The 19940-nt window shown below is 57.9% G+C and carries 20 protein-coding genes and 1 tRNA gene; 2 read left to right on the top strand and 19 right to left on the bottom strand.

Annotated features, from left to right (window positions below):
* Positions 1-189: 189 nt before the first annotated feature.
* The 17 genes from secF to rimI all read right to left on the bottom strand — a co-directional run bounded on the left by secF (position 190) and on the right by rimI (position 15388).
* Positions 190-1263 carry a protein translocase subunit SecF gene (gene secF / locus CVU60_07590; GenBank protein PKN42073.1) on the bottom strand — a complete coding sequence of 358 codons (1074 nt, stop codon included), beginning with the start codon at positions 1261-1263 and terminating at the stop codon, positions 190-192.
* Positions 1264-1273: 10 nt separating this feature from the next.
* Complete coding sequence (gene secD, locus CVU60_07585) at positions 1274-2869, bottom strand: protein translocase subunit SecD (GenBank protein ID PKN42072.1); 1596 nt, start codon at positions 2867-2869, stop codon at positions 1274-1276.
* Between the two features lie 149 nt (positions 2870-3018).
* Positions 3019-3375, bottom strand: coding sequence for a preprotein translocase subunit YajC (yajC, locus tag CVU60_07580; GenBank protein PKN42071.1), 357 nt, complete (start codon positions 3373-3375; stop codon positions 3019-3021).
* Between the two features lie 81 nt (positions 3376-3456).
* Complete coding sequence (locus CVU60_07575; GenBank protein ID PKN42070.1) at positions 3457-4875, bottom strand: peptidase M48; 1419 nt, start codon at positions 4873-4875, stop codon at positions 3457-3459.
* Positions 4872-5774 carry an NAD(+) synthase gene (nadE, locus tag CVU60_07570; GenBank protein ID PKN42069.1) on the bottom strand — a complete coding sequence of 301 codons (903 nt, stop codon included), beginning with the start codon at positions 5772-5774 and terminating at the stop codon, positions 4872-4874. Before nadE ends, CVU60_07575 begins: the two co-directional genes overlap by 4 nt.
* A 12-nt stretch (positions 5775-5786) precedes the next feature.
* Positions 5787-7034, bottom strand: a complete 1248-nt coding sequence (locus CVU60_07565; GenBank protein PKN42068.1) for a transcription termination factor Rho — start codon at positions 7032-7034, stop codon at positions 5787-5789.
* Between the two features lie 253 nt (positions 7035-7287).
* Positions 7288-7818, bottom strand: coding sequence for a CarD family transcriptional regulator (locus CVU60_07560; GenBank protein PKN42067.1), 531 nt, complete (start codon positions 7816-7818; stop codon positions 7288-7290).
* Between the two features lie 98 nt (positions 7819-7916).
* Positions 7917-8513: an aminoacyl-tRNA hydrolase gene (locus CVU60_07555; protein ID PKN42066.1), complete on the bottom strand. Its 597-nt coding sequence runs from the start codon at positions 8511-8513 to the stop codon at positions 7917-7919.
* Between the two features lie 74 nt (positions 8514-8587).
* Positions 8588-9181, bottom strand: coding sequence for a 50S ribosomal protein L25 (locus CVU60_07550; protein PKN42065.1), 594 nt, complete (start codon positions 9179-9181; stop codon positions 8588-8590).
* Between the two features lie 51 nt (positions 9182-9232).
* Positions 9233-10177 carry a phosphoribosylpyrophosphate synthetase gene (locus tag CVU60_07545; protein PKN42064.1) on the bottom strand — a complete coding sequence of 315 codons (945 nt, stop codon included), beginning with the start codon at positions 10175-10177 and terminating at the stop codon, positions 9233-9235.
* Between the two features lie 22 nt (positions 10178-10199).
* Positions 10200-10275, bottom strand: a tRNA-Gln gene (locus CVU60_07540).
* A 91-nt stretch (positions 10276-10366) separates the two neighbouring features.
* Entirely contained in the window at positions 10367-11260 is an 894-nt protein-coding gene (locus CVU60_07535; protein ID PKN42063.1) for a 4-(cytidine 5'-diphospho)-2-C-methyl-D-erythritol kinase, read from the bottom strand.
* A 22-nt stretch (positions 11261-11282) separates the two neighbouring features.
* Positions 11283-12704 (bottom strand): peptidase, encoded by a 1422-nt coding sequence (locus CVU60_07530; protein ID PKN42062.1) that lies wholly within the window; start codon positions 12702-12704, stop codon positions 11283-11285.
* A 146-nt stretch (positions 12705-12850) separates the two neighbouring features.
* Positions 12851-13825 carry an alpha/beta hydrolase gene (locus tag CVU60_07525; GenBank protein ID PKN42061.1) on the bottom strand — a complete coding sequence of 325 codons (975 nt, stop codon included), beginning with the start codon at positions 13823-13825 and terminating at the stop codon, positions 12851-12853.
* Between the two features lie 3 nt (positions 13826-13828).
* Entirely contained in the window at positions 13829-14314 is a 486-nt protein-coding gene (locus CVU60_07520) for a peptidyl-prolyl cis-trans isomerase A (GenBank protein ID PKN42060.1), read from the bottom strand.
* Positions 14315-14327: 13 nt separating this feature from the next.
* Positions 14328-14942, bottom strand: a complete 615-nt coding sequence (locus tag CVU60_07515; GenBank protein PKN42059.1) for a hypothetical protein — start codon at positions 14940-14942, stop codon at positions 14328-14330.
* On the bottom strand, positions 14927-15388 hold the full coding sequence (rimI, locus tag CVU60_07510; protein ID PKN42058.1) for a ribosomal-protein-alanine N-acetyltransferase: 462 nt from the start codon (positions 15386-15388) through the stop codon (positions 14927-14929). Before rimI ends, CVU60_07515 begins: the two co-directional genes overlap by 16 nt.
* Before the next feature lie 27 nt (positions 15389-15415).
* Between rimI and CVU60_07505 the strand changes: the two genes are divergently transcribed.
* The gene (locus tag CVU60_07505; protein PKN42057.1) at positions 15416-15940 is read left to right on the top strand and encodes a hypothetical protein; all 525 of its coding nucleotides are present in this window, start codon (positions 15416-15418) and stop codon (positions 15938-15940) included.
* Here CVU60_07505 and CVU60_07500 read toward each other — a convergent pair.
* Both CVU60_07500 and CVU60_07495 read right to left on the bottom strand, forming a co-directional pair.
* Positions 15933-16958: a rod shape-determining protein gene (locus CVU60_07500; protein PKN42056.1), complete on the bottom strand. Its 1026-nt coding sequence runs from the start codon at positions 16956-16958 to the stop codon at positions 15933-15935. The two genes, CVU60_07505 and CVU60_07500, sit on opposite strands and share 8 nt — an antisense overlap.
* Positions 16959-16974: 16 nt before the next feature.
* Complete coding sequence (locus CVU60_07495; protein PKN42055.1) at positions 16975-18003, bottom strand: hypothetical protein; 1029 nt, start codon at positions 18001-18003, stop codon at positions 16975-16977.
* A gap of 200 nt (positions 18004-18203) precedes the next feature.
* Here CVU60_07495 and CVU60_07490 point away from each other — a divergent pair, with 200 nt between their 5' ends.
* On the top strand, positions 18204-19916 hold the full coding sequence (locus tag CVU60_07490) for a hypothetical protein (GenBank protein PKN42054.1): 1713 nt from the start codon (positions 18204-18206) through the stop codon (positions 19914-19916).
* Positions 19917-19940: the final 24 nt, after the last annotated feature.

The following is a 19940-nucleotide window of genomic DNA, read 5'->3' as shown; positions in this document are numbered from 1 at the left end:
TTTTCACCAAACTTTCACCCAAAACCCCCTTCTAAACCATGTTAATTCGTTCAAAATTTCACAATATGCCTGCATGGAAAACATCCCATAATGCCGCCAGTTATCCAAACAACCCGGCAGCAACCAGAAATTACAACAAAAAAAGCGCTCCGAAGAGCGCCTTTAAGAGTGTGTACAAAGAAACCTAGTTCAAGCAGTAGCCGGTGCAGGATGCTCATCGACATCGATGCGGGGTTTGAAGAAGGCCAGAATCGGAGCGCCCACGAAAACGGACGAATAGGTTCCGGCCACAACACCGACGAGCATGGTCAGGGCAAAATCGTGAATGACGCCGCCGCCGAATACATACAGGGCGAGCACGGCCACGAAGGTCGTGCCTGCGGTGATGAGCGTGCGGGACATGGTCTGGTTGACCGACTTGTTGATGACGACATCGAGGGACGGAGAAACCTTGGCGCGAATGTTTTCGCGGATACGGTCGTAAATGATGATGGTATCGTTCAATGAGTAACCGACGATGGTCAGCAACGCCGCTATGATGGTCAGATCGACATCCTTGTTCAGCAGGGAGAAAAGTCCCAACGGGATCATGACGTCATGGATGAGGGCGACAATGGCTCCAAGAGCGTATTTGAGCCGCAACACCACGCAAAGCACCAGGGACGCAACGGTTGCGACGATGACGGACAGGCTTGTGGGCGCATTGAGCAGATCGAGAACGTAGACGACCGAGGCTAGGCCGGCGGCCATGAGCCCGGCAACCATCCACTTCTGCTCGAAGCGTCCGGAGATGTAGGTTGCGATGAGCAGGACCGCGTAAAAAATAGCCTCCAAGGCTTTCTCGCGCAGATCCGCACCCACCTTGGGACCGACCATTTCCAAGCGCTGTATTTCATGGGTCACCCCGGGAAAGGCGGACTCAAGCCCGGTATTCACGGCCTCGCGGACCTGATTGGCGGTCTGCTCGGAAAAGGACGCCCGCAGCAGGATCTCGTGGTCTCCGGCATCGCCGAAATTCTGGACCACAAGACCGGTCAGGGCGGGGCTGTCGAGGGCCGTACGGATCTTGTCCAGCTCGACGGACTGGCTGAACTTGACCTGGACATTGAAGCCGCCGGCGAAATCGATGCCGTATTGCGGCCCCCCCTTGACGAGAAGGGACAGGAATCCGGCCAGAAGCAGCACGGCGGAAAGGACATACGCGTACCTACGCATTCCGACAAAGTCGAAGTTCGTGTCGCGTTTGATGATTTCAAAGGACATGGTCTGCTCCTTAAATGCTCGGTTGGGTGCCGGGCTGCCGTCTGGCCAGCCAGGAGTCGAAGAAGATGCGGGACACGAAAATGGCCGTGAACATGGACGCCAGTATGCCGAGCGTCAGGGTGACGGCAAATCCGCGCACCGGGCCTGTGCCGAACTGGTACAGGATTACGGCGGCGATTATCGTGGTCAAATTGGAGTCGATGATGGTCTGGGTCGCCCGGCTGAAGCCGTTGTTGATGGCGGCGGCCACGGACTCTCCGTGCCGGAGTTCTTCACGGATGCGCTCATAGATGAGCACGTTGGCGTCAACCGCCATGCCGAGCGTCAGGATGATGCCTGCGATGCCAGGCAGGGTCAGCGTGGCGCCGAATGCCGCAAGGCCGGCCAGGATCAGAAAAATGTCGAGGACAATCTCAAAGGCCGCAATGAGGCCTGCCCGGCGGTAGTAGATGGACATGAAGACCACCACCAGCAAACCGCCGATCAATGCGGCCATCATGCCGCTGTCGATGGATTCCTGCCCCAGGGAAGGACCGACCGATCGCTCTTCGAGGATGTTCACCGGAGCGGGCAGGGAGCCGGCCCTGAGCACCACGGCCAGATCATGTGCCTCTTCTGTGGTGAACTGACCGGTGATGGAAGCGCGTCCGCCGCCGATGCGGTCCTGGATGACGGGTGCGGAATGAACCGTGCCGTCAAGCACGATGGCCAGACGCTTCTTGATGTTCGAGCCGGTGACATCTTCGAAGGTGCGGGCTCCGCGCGCATTGAAATTCATGCCTACATATGCCTGTCCGTAGGAGTCGAACTGTACATTGGCGTCGGTGATGTACTCACCGGTCAGCACGACCTCGGATTTGAGTACGATGGGCGTCTTGACTTCGGAGGCACCCCGCTTGTCTTCCATGTAGGCCAGTTCACTCTCCGCCGGGACCGTACCGGCCACGGCGGCCTGGACGTCAGCGCTGTCGTCGACCAGCTTGAATTCCAGATGCGCGGTGCGACCGATGATGTTGATGGCCCGCTTGGGATCGTCAAGACCCGGCAGCTGGACGATGATACGATTGCCCTGCTGCTTGCGAATGTCGGGCTCGGCCACGCCGAACTGGTCGATTCGGTTGCGGATGGTCTTGAGGGCCTGATCCATGGTCAGGTCCTGAAGATACTTCACATAATCAGGAGTGGCACCCAGCACATAGCGCAGCTGCCCTTTGCCGCCGTCCTCGGTGGAAATGATTTCCATGCTGCCGAAGCGACTGCTCAGCAGCGCATCAAGATCTGCCCGCTGTTCCTGTTTGAGCAGGGTGAATTCGATCCTGCGGCTGTCCAGCAGACGCGGACGCAGGACCGGAATTTTCTTTTCCCGGGCTTCAAGGCGCAGATCCTGTCCAATGCTGGTGACGGCATTGCCAAGAGCGGCATCAAGATCCACACCCAAAGTCAGATGAATTCCGCCTTTGAGGTCAAGTCCAAGGCCGATTTCATCGGAAGGAAGCAGAGCCCCCAGCGATGAATTCCGTACCGAGGGAATTGAGGGCAGAACATGTATCAGGGCCAAAAAAATCACGAACGCGGCAAGCAATGCCCTCCAGCGCAAACTACCCATGAGCATCATCCTTATCCAAATCAAACAGGTTGAATGTTGCCAAAATCACACCAGGAACCCGGGAACCAAAGGCCCGGTCACGCATACAAAACAAGGCCTGTTCCCAGTTACGGAAACAGGCCTGCCTTATCGTATGCCGTATGAAAAGGCTACTTTTTCTTGTCCTTGGCCTTGCTGGCGCCGCCGTCGGCGGGGACAAGACCCGAAATGAAACCGCGTCCGACCTGTACATGCATGTCATTGCCCAGATCAAGCGTCAGGACATCTTCCTTGGCTTCGACCACGCGACCGTACAATCCGCCGGCGGTGACCACGCGATCGCCCCGGGTCAGATTCTCAAGCATCTGCTTGTGCTCCTTCTGCTTTTTCTGCTGCGGACGGATAAGCAGAAAATAAAAGATCACGAACATCAAAATAAGGGGCATGAAGGTCATCAGCGGATTGCCGGGCTGACCTCCGGCCGCAGGGGCCTGTCCCATGGCATGGGCGAGATTTTCAAAAAACATGGTGTTCCTCCATTACGAATTGTCGCGAAAACTCGCGGTTTTGCTACACCGGCAAAGCCTGAAATACAAGGCCAAAGCGGACTAGATCCCCAGAATCTCCCGAAATTCGGCTATCTCCTCGCGCACCTTGCGAAGCTGCTCCTGCTGCGGGGGGGTCTGGGCCAATGCTTCGGACTTTTGCAGATGAAAGTTGTATTTACTGAATTTTCTCTTGTAAGCAAAGGACTTGGCATAATTCAAATGCGCATCGAAGGCGCGCCCCAGAGCCGCCTGGTAACGTGCCAGATATTCCAGAACCTCGGCATCGCGGGGAACGGCCTTGAGGACTCTTTCCATGGCCGAAACGCTGGCCGCATGTTTCCCCTGCTCGGCCACGGCCCGGGCATAGAAAAAAAGGGCAAAGAGATCTTTCGGGTCACGCAACACAACCTCCTGCAGATATTTCGCTGCAGTTTCAAGATCGCCGTACTCGAAGGAAAAACGCCCGTATTCACGCATCCACAAAGGGTCACGGCCATTGCAGGCCATGGCATCTTCAAAGCGGGCGCTGGCCGCCTCGATCTGCTGCAGCCTGCTCAAAGTGATTGCTTCACCGAGCACTGCGGGGCACGTGGATTTTTCAGAGGAAGTGAATATGGCCCTGGCGGTGTTCGGGTCCGTATACCAGGCCTGCACCAGCAGCTTGACGCGCTCGAAATCGGTATTGTCCGACGCGCGGTTGCGCACGTTGGCCGGAAGCCGGGCCATGCGCTCCTGCATGTAGACCACGCGGTCATCCATGCCCGGATGCGTGGACAGATACGAGGGGACATCCCCGCCGCCGCCAAGCCACTGCAATTTCCGGATTTTGTTGAAAGCGCTGGTCATGCCGGCTGGTGCGAAACCGGCATCCACCAGATAGCCAAGCCCGTACTGGTCCGCGTCCTTCTCGTTTTCACGGGTGTACTTGAGCTGCATGGCCTTGGCGCCCGCTACGGAACCGAGCACCAGGGCTCCGGCACCATCACCCCCGCCCTGGGAACCGACCAGCACTCCCGCCAGGATTCCGAGCAGGGAGCCGGCTCCGACCAGTTTGCTCTTTTCAATGGAGTTGGCGATGTGACGTTCGGAAACGTGGGCCAGTTCATGGGCGATGACGCTGGCAAGTTCGTCCTCGGTCTCAAGGTTGGCGATCAGGCCCGTGAAGACCGTGATATGGCCTGCTGCCGAAGCAAAGGCGTTCAGGGCCTGATTACTGACCACGGTCGTCTTGATCGGGAAAGGCTGGGGAGGCATGGCGGCGATCAGGCGGTCGACCAGCGAGCTCACATATCCGGTAATCCGCGTGTCGTGGATCACGGGAAAGCGGGTCTCGATGACCAGATCGAACTTGCGAGCAAGCTCCAGTTCGTCGCGAATGGTGAACTCGCCAAAGCTTGAAAAAGTCGAGCAAGGGAAAACCAGGGCGATCAGGCAGGTAAATGCAAAGACCCGCATGCGCGCACCCTGGAAAAAGGTCACGACGACGCCCTCCTCGGATCCACAAGCACCGCGCCGCCTCTTTTGAAGCCACTGAGCAGAAAGCGCCGCACGGGGCCGGTCTGTTCGAGTTCTTCCCTGCGCAGCGCTTCGGCCGCTGAAAGCCCGCGACCAAGCGCCGTGAGACGCAGCTGAAAATACTCCCTGAAGATGTCTTCGACCTGGGCATAGGAATCAGCCCCGAGTTGATCCAGATCGGAACGGCTGATGCCGAGACCGTCCGTAGGCACGGCCTCGATTGCCGCCTGCAGAGGCGCGGGATCGGCCAGACGCGTGCAGAGCATGCGGGCCAGTTCGTACTCGACGCTCTTGGGCACAAGCTGGATGGGGCTTACATCACCGACGTCGCCATGCAGAGTCCAGAAACCGGTCAAGAGCTCGTCGAGCTGATCCGTGGAGAGGACGCATCCGCCGTGAATCTGGGCCATATGGTAAAGAAAGAGCATGCGGGTGCGGGCTTTCAGGTTGCCTTCCGCCACGGGGGTTGAGTCTGGGCAGATGCCTGCGAAGGTGCTTGAAATCTTTTGGTACAACGGGGTAAAATCCTGAAGATGCGAAAAAGAGGCTCCCTGTGGCGGGTTGCCGTAGGCATTGGCAACGCCCAACCCGCGCGCGGTCTCCTCGGGAGTGTTGGTCGCGATGGGCAGGCAGAAACCCAGGTAAGGAATACGACGATGATGCAGCAATGCGGCAAGGAAGGAAGAATCGATCCCTCCGGACAGCCCCATGACATAGACCTTCAAACCCGAGGCGCGCAGGTATTCCTGCAAAAAATCACCCAAGGCATCGAGCAGTTGCTCGGAAGGCTTTATGGCAAGCAGTTCCAGCCACAGTTCAAAATCATCGTCATGGGGGCATTCCATGCGGGGCAGGGCAACCATTCAACCTCCTCTTCAGGAATTCATCATGTCCAGAAAATCCTTGTTGCTCTTGGTACCGCGCATCTTGTCCAGCAGAAAATCCATGCTGTCCACGGAATTCATGGAAGCCATGATGCGGCGCAGGATCCAAACCTTGTTCAGGACGTCGGGCGCAAGCAGCAGCTCTTCCTTGCGGGTGCCGGAGCGATTGAGATCGATGGCCGGGAAGACGCGCTTGTCGGAAAGATGGCGATCGAGATAAATATCCGAGTTGCCCGTGCCCTTGAACTCTTCGAAGATGACTTCATCCATGCGCGAGCCGGTATCGACAAGAGCGGTGGAGATGATGGTCAGGCTTCCGCCTTCCTCGATGTTACGGGCCGCTCCGAAAAAGCGCTTGGGCCGCTGCAGGGCGTTGGCATCGAGACCACCGGACAGAACGCGGCCGGAGGACGGTGTGGTCGCGTTATAGGCACGACCCAGACGGGTGATGGAATCGAGCAGGACCACCACGTCGACCTTGCGCTCGACCAGTCGCTTGGCTTTTTCGAGCACCATCTCGGCGACCTGCACGTGCCGTTGCGGCGGCTCGTCGAAGGTGGAACTTATGACCTCGGCCCTGACCGTGCGCTCCATGTCCGTGACTTCCTCGGGGCGTTCGTCAATCAAGAGGACGATGAGATAGGCATCCGGATGGTTGATGCTGATGGAGTTGGCGATGGCCTGCATGAGCATGGTCTTGCCGGTGCGCGGCGGCGCAACGATGAGCGCTCGCTGACCTTTGCCGATGGGGGTCATGAGGTCGAGGATGCGGGCGGAGTAGTTCTTGTCGCCGTTTTCCAGGCGGAACTGCTCGTCAGGATAAATGGGGGTGAGGTTGTCAAAAAGGACAATGCGTTTGGCTTCCTCCGGTTCACGGAAACAGATCTCCTTGACCCGCAGCAGCGCAAAGTAGCGCTCCCCTTCCTTGGGGGGGCGAATCTGTCCGGAAATGACGTCACCTGTCCTCAGTCCAAAGCGCCTGATCTGTGAAGGCGATACATAAATATCGTCCGGACCCGGCATGTAGCTGTACATGGGTGAACGCAGAAAACCAAATCCGTCGGGCAGGATTTCAAGCACTCCCTCGCCGAAAATGGAACCGTTTTGGGAGGCGCAGGCCTGAAGCAGCGCGAAAATAAGCTCCTGCTTACGCAGACCGCTCATATTTTCAATCTGATACTCGCCGGCAATGTCCATAAGTTCTGACATGGACTTGGTTTTCAACTCAGAAAGATTCATAACAAACCCTCGTAACAATGAAATGGCTGGGACCTGTGACCTCTGGAATGGAGCAGACCAAAAAGAAAAAAGCATGCACGATGCAAAATTCGAAAAATAATAATGGAATAAGGAGTACTCTGATATGAATATGAAGCCCTTCAAGGGATCAAAAAGGAAAATATGAACATCTGCTTACGGACTTGTAGTGTCAGGCAGGAATGGAACAAATATTTAGCTGATCACAGAACAAAAAACAAGGGGCCAATGGCCCCTAATCAACCTCAGCCTCGTTTTCTGCTTCCTTGGCATGCAGAATGTCGGCAAACAAGTCTTCAATGGACTTCTTCACTTCGGCCTGGTCCTGCTTCAGGGCAAAAGACAGCTCAAGGGAGATGAGTCCCATGGCCTGTTCCAGCAAACGCCGCTCGCCAAAGGACAACTCCTTGTCCTTGCCGATCAGGATGAGCTCCTTGAGCACGTATGCGACATCACGCAAGTCGCTGCTTTTCAGTTTTTCGGAATATTCACGATAGCGACGATTCCAGTTTTGACCGGAATAGCCTGTAAAGTCGCTCCTGTCTTGGAGGTAGACGCGAATTTCGTCTGCCTGCTCAGGAGTGTAGACACCACGCAGTCCGACATTGCGGGCGTTTTTCACGGGAACCATCAAGGTGACGTTATTACTCAATATACGCACGATGATCAGTTCAGTGGCAACGCCGCCGATCTCCTGGGTCTCAATCCTTTCGACCTTACCGACCCCCTGAGCGGGATAGACGACAAGTTCATCAACTGAAAACACAAGTGACCTCCAGAAATACGTAATCGAACTACAAAGGAAGATGACTATAGATCAAAATCAAGACGGCGTCCACTAGGAGCTGAAATGGGCACCAGGTTTCAGCGGGCGTGAAGGCGGCTCGTGGCCGCTGTCAGACCTTCGCGGCAATAATGCACGACCGCGTCGCGAGCGATGTCAAGGGCCTGGGCTACCAGCTCCCATTCAGTTGGCAGGAAGGAGCGCAGCACGTAATCGGCCATGGCCTCGCTACCCTCCGGGCGTCCGATGCCCAGACGAATCCGGGCGAAATCGCGGGTGCCCAGATGCGCAGCTACGGATTTGAGCCCGTTGTGTCCAGCCAATCCGCCGGAAAACTTGAGACGAACCGTGCCCAAAGACAGGTCGAGTTCGTCGTGGGCGACGAGGACCCGATCCGCCGGAATCCCGTTTTTCCTGCTGAGTTCTCCCACCACCTGACCGCTCAGGTTCATGAAGGTCAGCGGTTTGGCGATGATCCAGCGTCGTGCGCCGTAATCCTCACTGACCTCCCAAAGCTGCGTGTTGAGACGCGCGCTGCGGGAGGTGCAGACAGCTCCGGGCTGACCGGCCCAGTACTCCAGGAGATGATCCGCGAGCATGAAACCGAAATTGTGCCGGGTCCGGGCATACTTCGTGCCCGGATTGCCCAAGCCTACTATCAGGCCGTCATATGTCATGGGGAACCGTCAGAAAAGAGGATGGTCGAAAAAGAAAAGAGGGCCCTGCCAAGGCAAGGCCCCGGGATTGCGAACTATTCTTCTTCTTCGCCGGTCTTGGCGCCACGAGCGGTCTGAATCGCGACGACAGGGAAATTGCGATCGTAAACGGCCTTGACCCCTTCGGGGAGAACGAGCTGATCGACAAATACCTTGCCACCGATTTCAAGCTCGGTAACGGTGACGACAATGGAATCGGGAATGGCGGTCGGCAGACAGCGCACCATGACGCGTTCTTCCAGAATCTCAAGCTTGCCGCCCAGCACGACGCCCTTGGCGCGACCGATGGTCTCGACGGGAATGGTGACCTGCACTTCCTTGTCGAGATCGATGCCTATGAAGTCCACGTGGTCATAACGGCTTTTGACCGGATGCTTCACGAGTTTTTTGAACAGGGCGTTGCGCTTCTGCACCTGGCCGTCAACTTCGATCTGCAGCTCAATCATTTTTGAGTAGCGAACCTTCTCGAAAGCCTTGCCCAAAGCCAGGTTTTCTACGGTAAAGGAGATATTTTCACCCTTAGAGTTGTAGAACACGCCGGGAACCAAACCATTGGAACGCAAACGGGAGCAAGGGCCTTTTCCCCTTTCTTCACGAGGCGTTAACTGCAAACTTGCGACTTCAGACATGCTTTTCTCCTTTATTCATCAACTAAAAATCAATCTCTTGTCTGCCCGGGTTCAGCTGAACAGAACACTGACGGAAGATTCGGAATGGATATTATGTATGGCCTTGGCAATGAGACTGCCAACGGAAATTACCTTGAACTTGTCACTGCTCAGAGCCTGGGCATTGAGCGGGATGGTGTCGGTCACGATGACCTGCGAAAAAGCCGAGTTGTTGAGACGCTCCACTGCAGGTCCGGAAAGGACCGCATGGGAGGCGCAGGCAACGACATCCTCGGCGCCGTTTTCGGCCAGCATGTTCCCGGCCTCGGTCATGGTGCCGGCCGTGTCGATCATGTCATCGAGCACAACGGCGATCTTGCCCTTGACGTCACCGATGAGCTGCATGGCATGAGCCTTGTTCGGACCTTCGCGGCGCTTGTCCACGATGGCCAGCCCTACGCCGAGACGCTTGGCGTAAGCTCTCGCCCGCTCAGTGCCGCCAGCATCGGGCGACACGATGATCAAATTGTCACCCAGCTTGCGGATATACTCAAGCAGTACCTGGGCCGCATAGAGGTTGTCCACGGGCTTGTTGAAGAAACCCTGGATCTGCCCGGAATGCAGGTCGATGGTCAGAACGCGGTCCACGCCGGCAACGGTGATGAAGTCGGCCACCAGTTTGGCGCTGATCGGTGCGCGGGGCACGACTTTTCGATCCTGACGGGCGTAACCGAAATACGGCACCACCGCCGTGACCCGGCCTGCACTGGCACGCTTCAGGGCGTCGAGCATCAGGCAGAGTTCCATCAGGTTATGATTGACCGGAGCGCAGGTGGATTGCACCACATACACATCGTCACCCCGAACGTTCTCGCCCATTTCAACACGGATCTCTCCATCGCTGAACTTATCGACCAGGGAGTGGGTCAACTTGCAGCCCAGATGATCACAAATGCGGGCAGCCAAAGCCGGATTGGCGGTTCCCGTGACGATTTTCAGCTCGCCCATGCGTGGCATAATCTGTCCTTGGATAAAAAAATGGCTGGGGCGGGAGGATTCGAACCTCCGAATGACGGAACCAAAAACCGTTGCCTTGCCAGCTTGGCGACGCCCCAACATAGGTCGCCCGGCCTGTCGGCCAGTGGCTTCCTCAAGTAAAAGAAAAAGAGCGTCGGGTTTGCAGACCCGCAGCCCAACCCTAAGCCTTCACGAAATCCAGTCCAGAGGTTCGCCGGATCTGCTCGCGTGGCATGTGTTCCCCATGGTCCGCATGACGCAGGCACACCGAATCGCACGCTCCGCTGAAGAAAAAAGAGCCACAAAACTTGAACCGCTTCCACTCATGACGCAGGCGTCCGGAAAGTGATTCAGTATTTGCCTTTTGACCTCGTAAAGCGCTGGAAATTCATGAAAAACAACGTCTTCAAACCCATTCCAAAGCTTGGGCGGTTTCGTGAAGCAAAGACTCATAATAGGGCTGATTTCGGGTGTCAACTCTTTTCTTGGTCGCACGCCTGCGCTTTCACGCATCTCGTCCCAGCGCCCGTAGGCCCACTTGGTGTTGACGTGCACGGAAGGACAGATCACCAGCAGAGTGTAGCCGGACAGATCGCAGTCCACCGGCTGGAGCTTCTCGCCAATCCCCGTGACCCAGGCCGGTTCGTTTTCCAGAAAAAAAGGTACATCAGCCCCCAGTGTCAGGGCCAGTCCTGCCAGCTCGCTCCTGCCCAGGGCACGCTCTTCGGCCCGGGCGTTGAGCCAGGAAAGAAAGGCGGCCGCATCGCTGCTGCCCCCCCCGAGACCCGCGCCCATGGGTATGTTCTTGTGCAGATGCACCGACACGCCCGGAGCAAAACCCGTAGCTTCGGCGAACCTCATGTACGCCCGGGACAGGATATTTTCCCCGCCGTCAAGATCTGGAACGGAACAGGACAGGCTAAGGCCCTGCCCTCCGGTCAGCTGCACTTCCAGAATATCGCATGGCGAGGGGAGCGGGTAAAAGAGGCTCTCAATCTCATGATAGCCGTCTTCCCGCACCCCGACAATGTCCAGGTAAAGGTTGACCTTGCACCCTGCGCGAAGCGTCCAGACCGCGCTCATCCCTGCCTGATCCGACATGTTCCTAGGAGAGGGGCACGGTACGGAAGATGTTGCGGCCCTGACGCTTGAGCAGCAGCATGACAACGCCCTTCTCCTTGCCGTCGCCTTCGACCACCTCACGCAAGGCCTTGACCGTGTCCACGGCCTTGCCGTTGGCTTCAAGGATCACATCCCCGGCGCTCAGGTCGTTTTGCGCAGCCAGGGAACCCTCGCTCACTTCAACCACCAGAAGCCCCTGGGCCCGGTCGAGCTCCAGCGCCTTCGCCTCGGCCTCGGTCACGGGGCGGACGCTCAGGCCAAGGACATCCTCGCCCTGGTCTTGCGGGGCGCCGGGCCGTCCCTGCGCCACCTTTTCCGCGCTGCGCTCACCCAGGACCAGTGGAATCTTGACGATCTTGCCCTCGCGCCAGACCGAAAGATCGATCTTCACGCCGGGGAGGAGATCACCGATCTTGCGGGTCAGATCCCCGGCGTCTGCCACGGAAATCCCATCCACGGCGACAATGACGTCTCCGGCCTTGATCCCGGCCTTTTCCGCCGGATCTCCGGCCGTCACGGACGAAACCAGGGCGCCCCGAACCTCTTCAAGGCCCAGGGCCTTGGCGGAATTCTCATCCACGTTCTGGATGGACACGCCCAGCCAGCCGCGCTTCACGCTCTGGTATTCCCTCAGCTGCTCGATGACCTGCCTGGCCATGTTGCTGGGAATGGCAAAGCCGATGCCCTGCCCCGATGCCACGATGGCGGTGTTGATGCCTATCACCTGCCCGTCCAGGTTGATGAGCGGCCCGCCGCTGTTGCCGGGATTGATGGAAGCGTCGGTCTGAATGAAGTTGTCGTAGGGACCGGCGCCGATGGTGCGGCCCTTGGCGCTGACGATTCCGGCCGTGACGGTGTGGTCAAGGCCGAAGGGATTGCCGATGGCCATGACCCACTGCCCTACCTTGAGCGCGTCGGAGTCGCCAAAAACCAGATACGGCAGCGGCTTGTCGGCCTTGATCTTCAGAAGCGCCAGATCCGTCTCCTTGTCCGTGCCGATGACTTCGGCGTCGTAGGAGCGGTCGCCGTTCTTGTCGACCTGAAGATTGACCTTGATGGAATCCGCGCCCTCGATGACATGGTTGTTGGTGACTATGTAACCGTCAGCGGAAAAGACAAAGCCCGATCCCAGAGAACGTTGTTCGCGCGGGGCTCCCTGGCCCTGCTCCCCGAAAAATCGATCGAACTGATCGAAGAAATCCCCGAACGGGTGCTGTCCCTGAGGCCCCCTCGGAAAAAACTGCTGCATGTTGCGCTGATTTTTGACGATCTTGACCGTGCTGATATTGACCACCGCCTGGCCCGACTTTTCCGCAAGCTCCGTGAAATCCGGAAGCTGCGCGGCCATGGATGCCGAAGCCACAAACACGAACATGATGGTAAGGAGTCGAATGGCATATTTCATTGAAGACCTCCGTCTCTTGTTGACAACCTGCAAAAAGCATCGATCATGCCAGAGCCAACCCACTGGTCGGCAAGAAGAAAAAATTTGCGCGCAGACATTCTGTGCAGCCAATTGCACACTTGTGACCATCTGCAGAATCCTGCGCCTCATTCCTGCACTTGCGATGCAGCCGGGTCCAGCAGAAAGCGCATGGCCATCCACTCCGACCAGTACATCCAGCCCCCGCCCGAACCCACAAAACCCACATGGCCGCCGGTCGGAGGAGTGAGCAGGGTCAGATTCCCGTTGGCGCGGGCTTCCCCTTCAGGATAACACCGCGGCCCCAGAAAAGGATCATTGGCGGCATTTATTATACACGTCCGCCGGTCGATGCCGGGCAGATACTGCCGCGAACTGGATCTGCGCCAGTAGTCAAGCGCGTCGCGGAATCCGTGCAGGGGGGCCGTGAAGCGGTCGTCAAACTGGCGAAAGGTGCGCAGCTTCTCCACGCCTTTGAGGTCGAGCGCTCCGGGAAAAAGCCGACCTTTATCGATAATCTTCTTTCGCAGCTGGTCAAGCAGATAACGGGTGTAGAGGGCGCACTGGGGACGGGCCAGAGCCCTGGCCGAATCCTCCAGGTCGCAGGGTACGGAAATGGCCACGGCCCCACTAACGACCCCGGGAATGATCGACGCATCCTCCCCGAGATACTTGAGAATGACGTTTCCACCGAGACTGAACCCAATCAGGTGTACACTCCGATAGCGCCGCAGGGACGCGATCATGAGCAGGGCCTCGTGCAAGTCTCGGGTCCAGCCCGAATGGTACATGGAGACTTTGCGATTGGGCTCCCCACTGCAACCCCTGAAGTTCATGGCCACGGCGTCAAGGCCGTGCTCCCGCGCGGCCCTGACCATTCCCAGTACGTATTTACGCCGGGAATGCCCCTCCAGGCCGTGCATGATGAACACAAGACCGGGGCTCCCCTCGCCCCGGGACCAGTCCAGATCCACGAAATCGCCGTCCGAAGTCTCGAAACGCTCCCGCTCGTAACACGCGTCCGGCATGGACCGGAACAAAGGCGGGAAAAGGGTCTGGACATGCCCCGAGGAGAAGGGAAAGGCTCTCGCCAGCTGAACCAAACCTTATTCCTCTACGCTGACCCGGGTAATGATGACCGACTCCTTGGGCACGTCCTGATGAAAACCGAAGTTGCCCGTGGGCACGCCCGCGATCTCTTCCATGACTTCAATCCCCTCGACCACCTGCGCGAACACGGCGTAGCCGAAATCCCGCGAGCCGTGATCCAGGAACGCGTTGTCGCGCAGATTGATGAAAAACTGTGAGGTCGCACTGTCCACGGCCTGGGTGCGGGCCATGGCCAGGGTGCCGCGCTGATTTTTGAGTCCGTTGTCGGCTTCGTTCTTGATCGGATCGCCCGTCTTCTTTTCGCTCATGTTCTCGGTCATCCCGCCGCCCTGGATCATAAAATTGGGAATGACGCGATGGAAGATCGTCCCGTCGTAAAAGCCCTCGCGCACATAATTGAGAAAGTTCTCGCAGGTCAGAGGGGCTTTGTCCGCGAACAGTTCAATCTTCATCGTCCCCTTGGAAGTTTCCATAACTATCATTTTTAGTGTCTCCTTATGGTTTCTTGCGCGCCAGGCAGATTCCGTCCTGCTCCGGCGCATGATTCGGTAAGAATGCGTAAATATTGACCGCGTCCCAGCGCCTGCCATCCTGGATCAGGATGTTGAATTCGCCTGCGTCGGCAAAGGCGGTGTTGTCCGCGACCAGCAGCCCCCCGGGCCGCAACAGTCGGTGGCAGACGGATTCGAGCTTTGCGTAATAGCGCTGGTCCACATCCAGAAAAACCAGGTCAAAGCCTTCGTCACCAAAAGGCAGCGCGCGGGCGTCGGCGCACAGAATGGCGCAGCTCTGCCCCAGTCCGAAAGACGCCAGATTGGCCCGCGCCTCGCGGCAATGGGCCTCATGCATGTCCACGCTGAAGGCAAATCCGCCCGTATCCCGCATGGCCTGGGCCAAAAAAGTCGTGGAATAGCCTACGGCCGCGCCCAGCTCAAGCACGCGCAAGGCCCCCATGACCCGGCACAGAAGCGCCAGCAGCCCGCCCACGACCGGCCCGATGACCGGCACTCCCCGCGCAGCGGCATCCCCGGCCAGCCTCGACAGATCGCGTGCTCCGTCCGGAACCAGAGCACGAAAATAGGAGTGCGGGTCTTTCACGAGCCGGGGCAAGGCGTCCACTCCAGTACCAGGGCATCTTCGCCGCTGTCGGCGTAATACGCCCTGCGCATCCCCACCTGCACAAATCCGCACCCCCCGTAAAGGGCCCGGGCCGCGGCATTGCCGCTGCGAACCTCAAGCACCGCACGTTCTGCGCCCCGCAAGCGTCCCTGCTCCAGGAAAAAAAGCAGCAGCGAGCGGCCGATGCCTTTGCCGCGCTGGGCGACAGTCACCGCCACGTTGACTATTTCCAGCTCACCCGCCACACTGTAAGCCGTCAGGTATGCGCACAGCCCGGCAGGATCAAAGGCGCCCACGGCCAAAAAACGATCCTGCCCCAAAAGGTCCCTGAACTGCTCGAAATTCCATGCGTCGTCAAAGACCCGGGCCTCCAGAGCGGCCAGCGCCGCTGCATCCCGAGGCCCGAGCACGCGCAGTTCGAGACCCTTTTCAACCATCTTTACCTCTTTTCAGTGCGGGAACTCATGTCTTTGGAAACAGGCCAGGAAAAAATCCATGTCGTGGACGAAAACAACCTGCCCCTGGCCATCATGGCTTCGGAGCAGGTCCATCTGCAGGGACTGAGGCACAGGGGTTTTCTGCTCTTGCTGACGGATGCACAGGGACGTCTCGTGTTGCGCAGGCTGGACAAAAGCCACCCCCTTCATCCGGGGCGCTGGGACATCGTGGGCTGCGGGCACATCATGGCCACTGAGGCCGCCGAGGAGGCCGCCGAAAGGCATCTGCCCCCCGTCGCGGCCGAGCTGACCGGAAATCTGCGGCATATGCTGACATTGGCCGAAGGAGCGGGAACCGGCAACGAAATCGTGGACGTCTTTTGCGCCGGTCTTTCAAGCCAGGCCGCCCGGCTCCTTCTTCAGGATCTCTCCTTCATGGCCGTGGACCAGGACGAACTCGACGCCCTGGCCTCCGCCTACCCGGACCAGCTCTCACCGGCGCTTCTGACCGTGTGGAACGCGAATCTTCATCGCCCGGCCACTGCTAGTTGATATAGACCTTCGAGAAACACGCCTCATCCTCAAGAGAGCGGCCAGTTCCGCGCACTACCGTGGTCAAGGGATCATCATCGATATGCACCATGAGGGAACTCTGCTGCGTGATGAGTTTATCCAGACCCTTTAAAAGGGCCCCGCCGCCAGCCAGCAGCAGGCCGTTGGTGGCGATGTCCGCGACCAGTTCGGGAGGAGTCTTCTCAAGGGCCCTGCGCACGGCTGCGACAATGGCGGCCACGGGCTCCTTGATCGCCTCGCGCACATGCGAGTCGTTCAGGATGATGGACTTCGGGTTGCCGTCGACCAGGTTCTTTCCCGCCACCCGGTATTGCAGGGGCTCGGGCAGGGGCACGGCGGACGCGATGTGGATCTTGGCCGCCTCGGCCATGTTCTCACCGATCAGAAGCTGAAATTCATCCTGAACGTAGCGCTGGATGGCGTCGTTGATCTCGTCCCCGGCGATGCGCACGGATTCTGAGTAGGCCACGGCGGAAAGCGAAATGACCGCCACTTCGGTAGTGCCGCCGCCGATGTCGACCACCATGTTGCCCCTCGGTTCGTGGATGGGCAGGCCCGCCCCGATGGCTGCGGCCATGGGCTCCTCGATGAGCTTGACCTCCCGCGCTCCGGCCTGCAGCGCCGACTCGATGACCGCCCTCTTCTCCACCTGGGTTATCCCCGCAGGCACGCAGATGACCATGCGCGGCTTGACGATGCGCATGCCTGTCATGACCTTCTTGATGAAGTAGGAGATCATGGCCTTGGTGACCTCGAAGTCGGCGATGACCCCGTCCTTCAGGGGACGCACGGCACGGATCCTTTCCGGGGTGCGGCCGAGATATTCCTTGGCCTCCCGGCCCACGGCCAGGATGGCATCGTTGCGGATGTCGAGGGCCACCACCGACGGCTCGTTGAGCACGATCCCGTCCTTGGGCGAATACAGGAGCGTGTTGGCCGTGCCGAGGTCCATGGCCAGATTTTTACCGAGAAAGCCGAAAAGCTTGCTGAAAAACATATTCGCCCTGCCTGACTTAAGGGTGATAATCGGAATTGTCGAAATCGGAAGCGTCGCCCGGATCGGTTATGCCGGGAAGGGCAAAACGCCTGACCTTGTTCCTCAGATACAGATTCTCCAGAAAAAGAGCCAAGTAATCCGAGGCCATGTTGGCAAAGGCCCGGATTTCACTGCTGATGACCCCGCTTTCGCGATCCCCGAAAACCAGCACGCCCCGACAACGGGTATGCACTTTCAGGGGAAAAGCCATGAGGGTATTCAAAACCGGGCCCGGGATGTCGCGGCCAAAAAGGGGCGTGCGGCCAAGCTCGCTCTTGCCGTCGCCAAAAAAGACAGGCTGATTCTTCTTGAAGACCCATCCCAGAAGTCCGCTGCCCGTGCTGAAAGACTGCCGGGCAGTGATGTTCTCGGGCATGAACGGCTTGTTGCTGCCTTCAAGGAGATAGTTGTTCCCCCACTCGTCGCTGACCACCAGGAAGGCGTATTCGTAACCGCTGGCCCCGGCCAGAAGAGCCAGATAGCGATTCAGAAAGTCCGTCCATTTGGGATGCGCCTCGCGCAGGGCGTACACCTGCTGCAGCACACGATACAGGGCCTGCTCGCGACTGGAAACCCCGCCCTCGCCCACATCATCGATGATGGCGGCCACAACCAGGGCAAAGAGGGACAGCAGACGCTGGTCCTTGGACGTGAAGGCGTAGGTTTTCTTGCTGTCCATGCACAGGGCGCCAAGTCCGCCGGGCAGGGGACAGCCAACGAAAACCTTGATCTGCTCGTCCTGTTCTGCGCCGTAGTAACCAAGAAAGGTATTCTTCTCGTCGAACTTCTCGACAACAAGCGGCGAGTCGTTCTTGAGAATCCAGCCCACCAGGCCCTGGCCAGATTCGATCTTTGCGCCCTTGCGGATGGAATCCCCAAGACTGAATGAAGTGGTTAAATCGAAAGTTCCGGCAGAATTGCGACAAAAGAGAACCACCGAATAGGCGTCAAAAACGCTGCCGATGCTCTCAAGCAGCCTGTCCAGGGATGGGTATTTCATGGTCATGGGATAAACACTCGCACGGCGTGCCTGTGGTTTGAAACACGCATCGACGCAAGGACTCGAACATACAGGGAATGAATACTCTCTTCAACCTCCGGAGCGACCGGCGGCACGAACTGAAAATCCTGTTTACTGGCAACGCAAAACATGAAAAATAGTCTACACACTACCGTAACAAACACAATGAGATAGTTGGCACCAGCATGAAATGGCAAAACGCGTTCTCCGAGATTCCGACCCTTAAAGCCCTGAAAAACGGGCACCTGCTGCCGAAATCTCCATTGCGCGACATGAATGAGCTGCGGCGCTTCCTGGATTTCATCCACATCAAATTCTGCCTGCTCAAACCCTACGCCGAGGTCAAGGGCTATCCCCTGATCGACGCACGCGACCTTTTGCCTTCGTTCGAGCCTTCCCTGACCGAATTCCCGGAACTTCCGGGCTTTTCCATGGTCGCCTTCGGGCGCCCGCTGGACTACTTCAACGAAATTTTCCAGTTCGACCTGCTGCACACCTGCCGCGACCCGGGCAGCCGCGTACTCGGAGACAGTTGCGTGCTGGAATCCTCGCTGCACAGCAAGAACCTGGCCTGCTTCCTGGCGCACATGTCAAAAGAGATGCGCGAGGAATTCAAGGAGGCGACCAGGGATCACCAGATCTCGGATATCTCCTCCTATTCCCTGCTCGTCGGCTTCCTGAGCCGCATGGACCGCGCCCACGTCCTCTCGTTGGACCGCGACGGCCAGTTCTATCTGTCAGGAATCTACGCGTCCCTGCCCTCGGACCTGGACACCGAACTCAAACGCTTCGGGCTCAGGAGCCGCAAATTCAAATCCAACGACAATCTGCTTTACGAAAACAACCGCGAATTCGTGTACCAGTTTCTTATGGAACTGTACGGTTACCCCATCTCTTCGGAACGCAAGACCTCGGCCGCAATTTTTGCCAGACGCCTGCACAAGATGGGAGAAAATTTCCTGATAAAGGCGCTGGGGCAGTCGGACCGGACCCTGACATCCATTTTCAGCAGCCAGTCCGGACACGCCTACCCCCGCGTGGAGAAAGTCGCCCTGGTTCCCATGGAAATCGGCAGCAGGGATGTCGTCGATTACCTGGAAGAAGGAGGCTACTTTTTTGACCGCAAGCGGCGCATCGTCATCCTGCGGGTGGTTTACCGCCAGCACAAATTCGACGCCAACAACGTCCGCCAGGACCGCGCCCTGTCCGTCTGGAGACAGGAGATCCTCCACCCCCTGACCGGAAAGGTCTGCACCTCCGTCAACCTGCTCAAGGACACCTACACCATGAGCCTCAAACTCAACGACATCGTGCGCGGTGAGTATCTGGGCCGGGTGGTTTACAAGAAAAACGACATCATCGAGAATACGGAGACCCACGAAAAGCGCCTCAAATTCCTGCACTCGTGGCTCAGCAAGCATCAGCGGCGCATGATCGGATATTCGGATGAATTCTATGCCGAGATCGTGCGCGTACTGGACGGTTATCTGTGCGATCCGGGGCTGGCCGAGGAGTTCGGCGAACACCACGAACTCTACCAGGAGGTCTGGACCACTTTCAGCTACATCAAGCAGGCCAGGGAGATCAAAGAACTCGAAGACCTGAAGAGCCGCATCCACAAGGGAAAGAAGATCTCGTACCTTGAAATGCTGCGGCTGAGCACCGCTGTCCTTGGCAACCTGAAATTTGAATTTGCCCATTATTTCGAGCCGCTGGTCGCCAAGGCCATCTTTTTTTCCGAATCCATGCTCAACGACCGCTATCTGATCAAGACCTACATGACGCCAAAAGAGGATCAACTTACCGAAAACGGCATCATCATCAGAAAGCTTTACCGCAGGCTGGTCTCCCTGGTTGACGAACTCAAAGCCATACGCAAGACAAAGACCGATGCGTAACCCCACCACCCTCTAACAGCGGGA

This window comes from Deltaproteobacteria bacterium HGW-Deltaproteobacteria-18 (assembly GCA_002841885.1).
Taxonomy (GTDB): domain Bacteria; phylum Desulfobacterota; class Desulfovibrionia; order Desulfovibrionales; family Desulfomicrobiaceae; genus Desulfomicrobium.
Note: the sequence above shows the minus strand (reverse complement) of the source record. Positions and strands in the feature narration are given on the sequence as shown.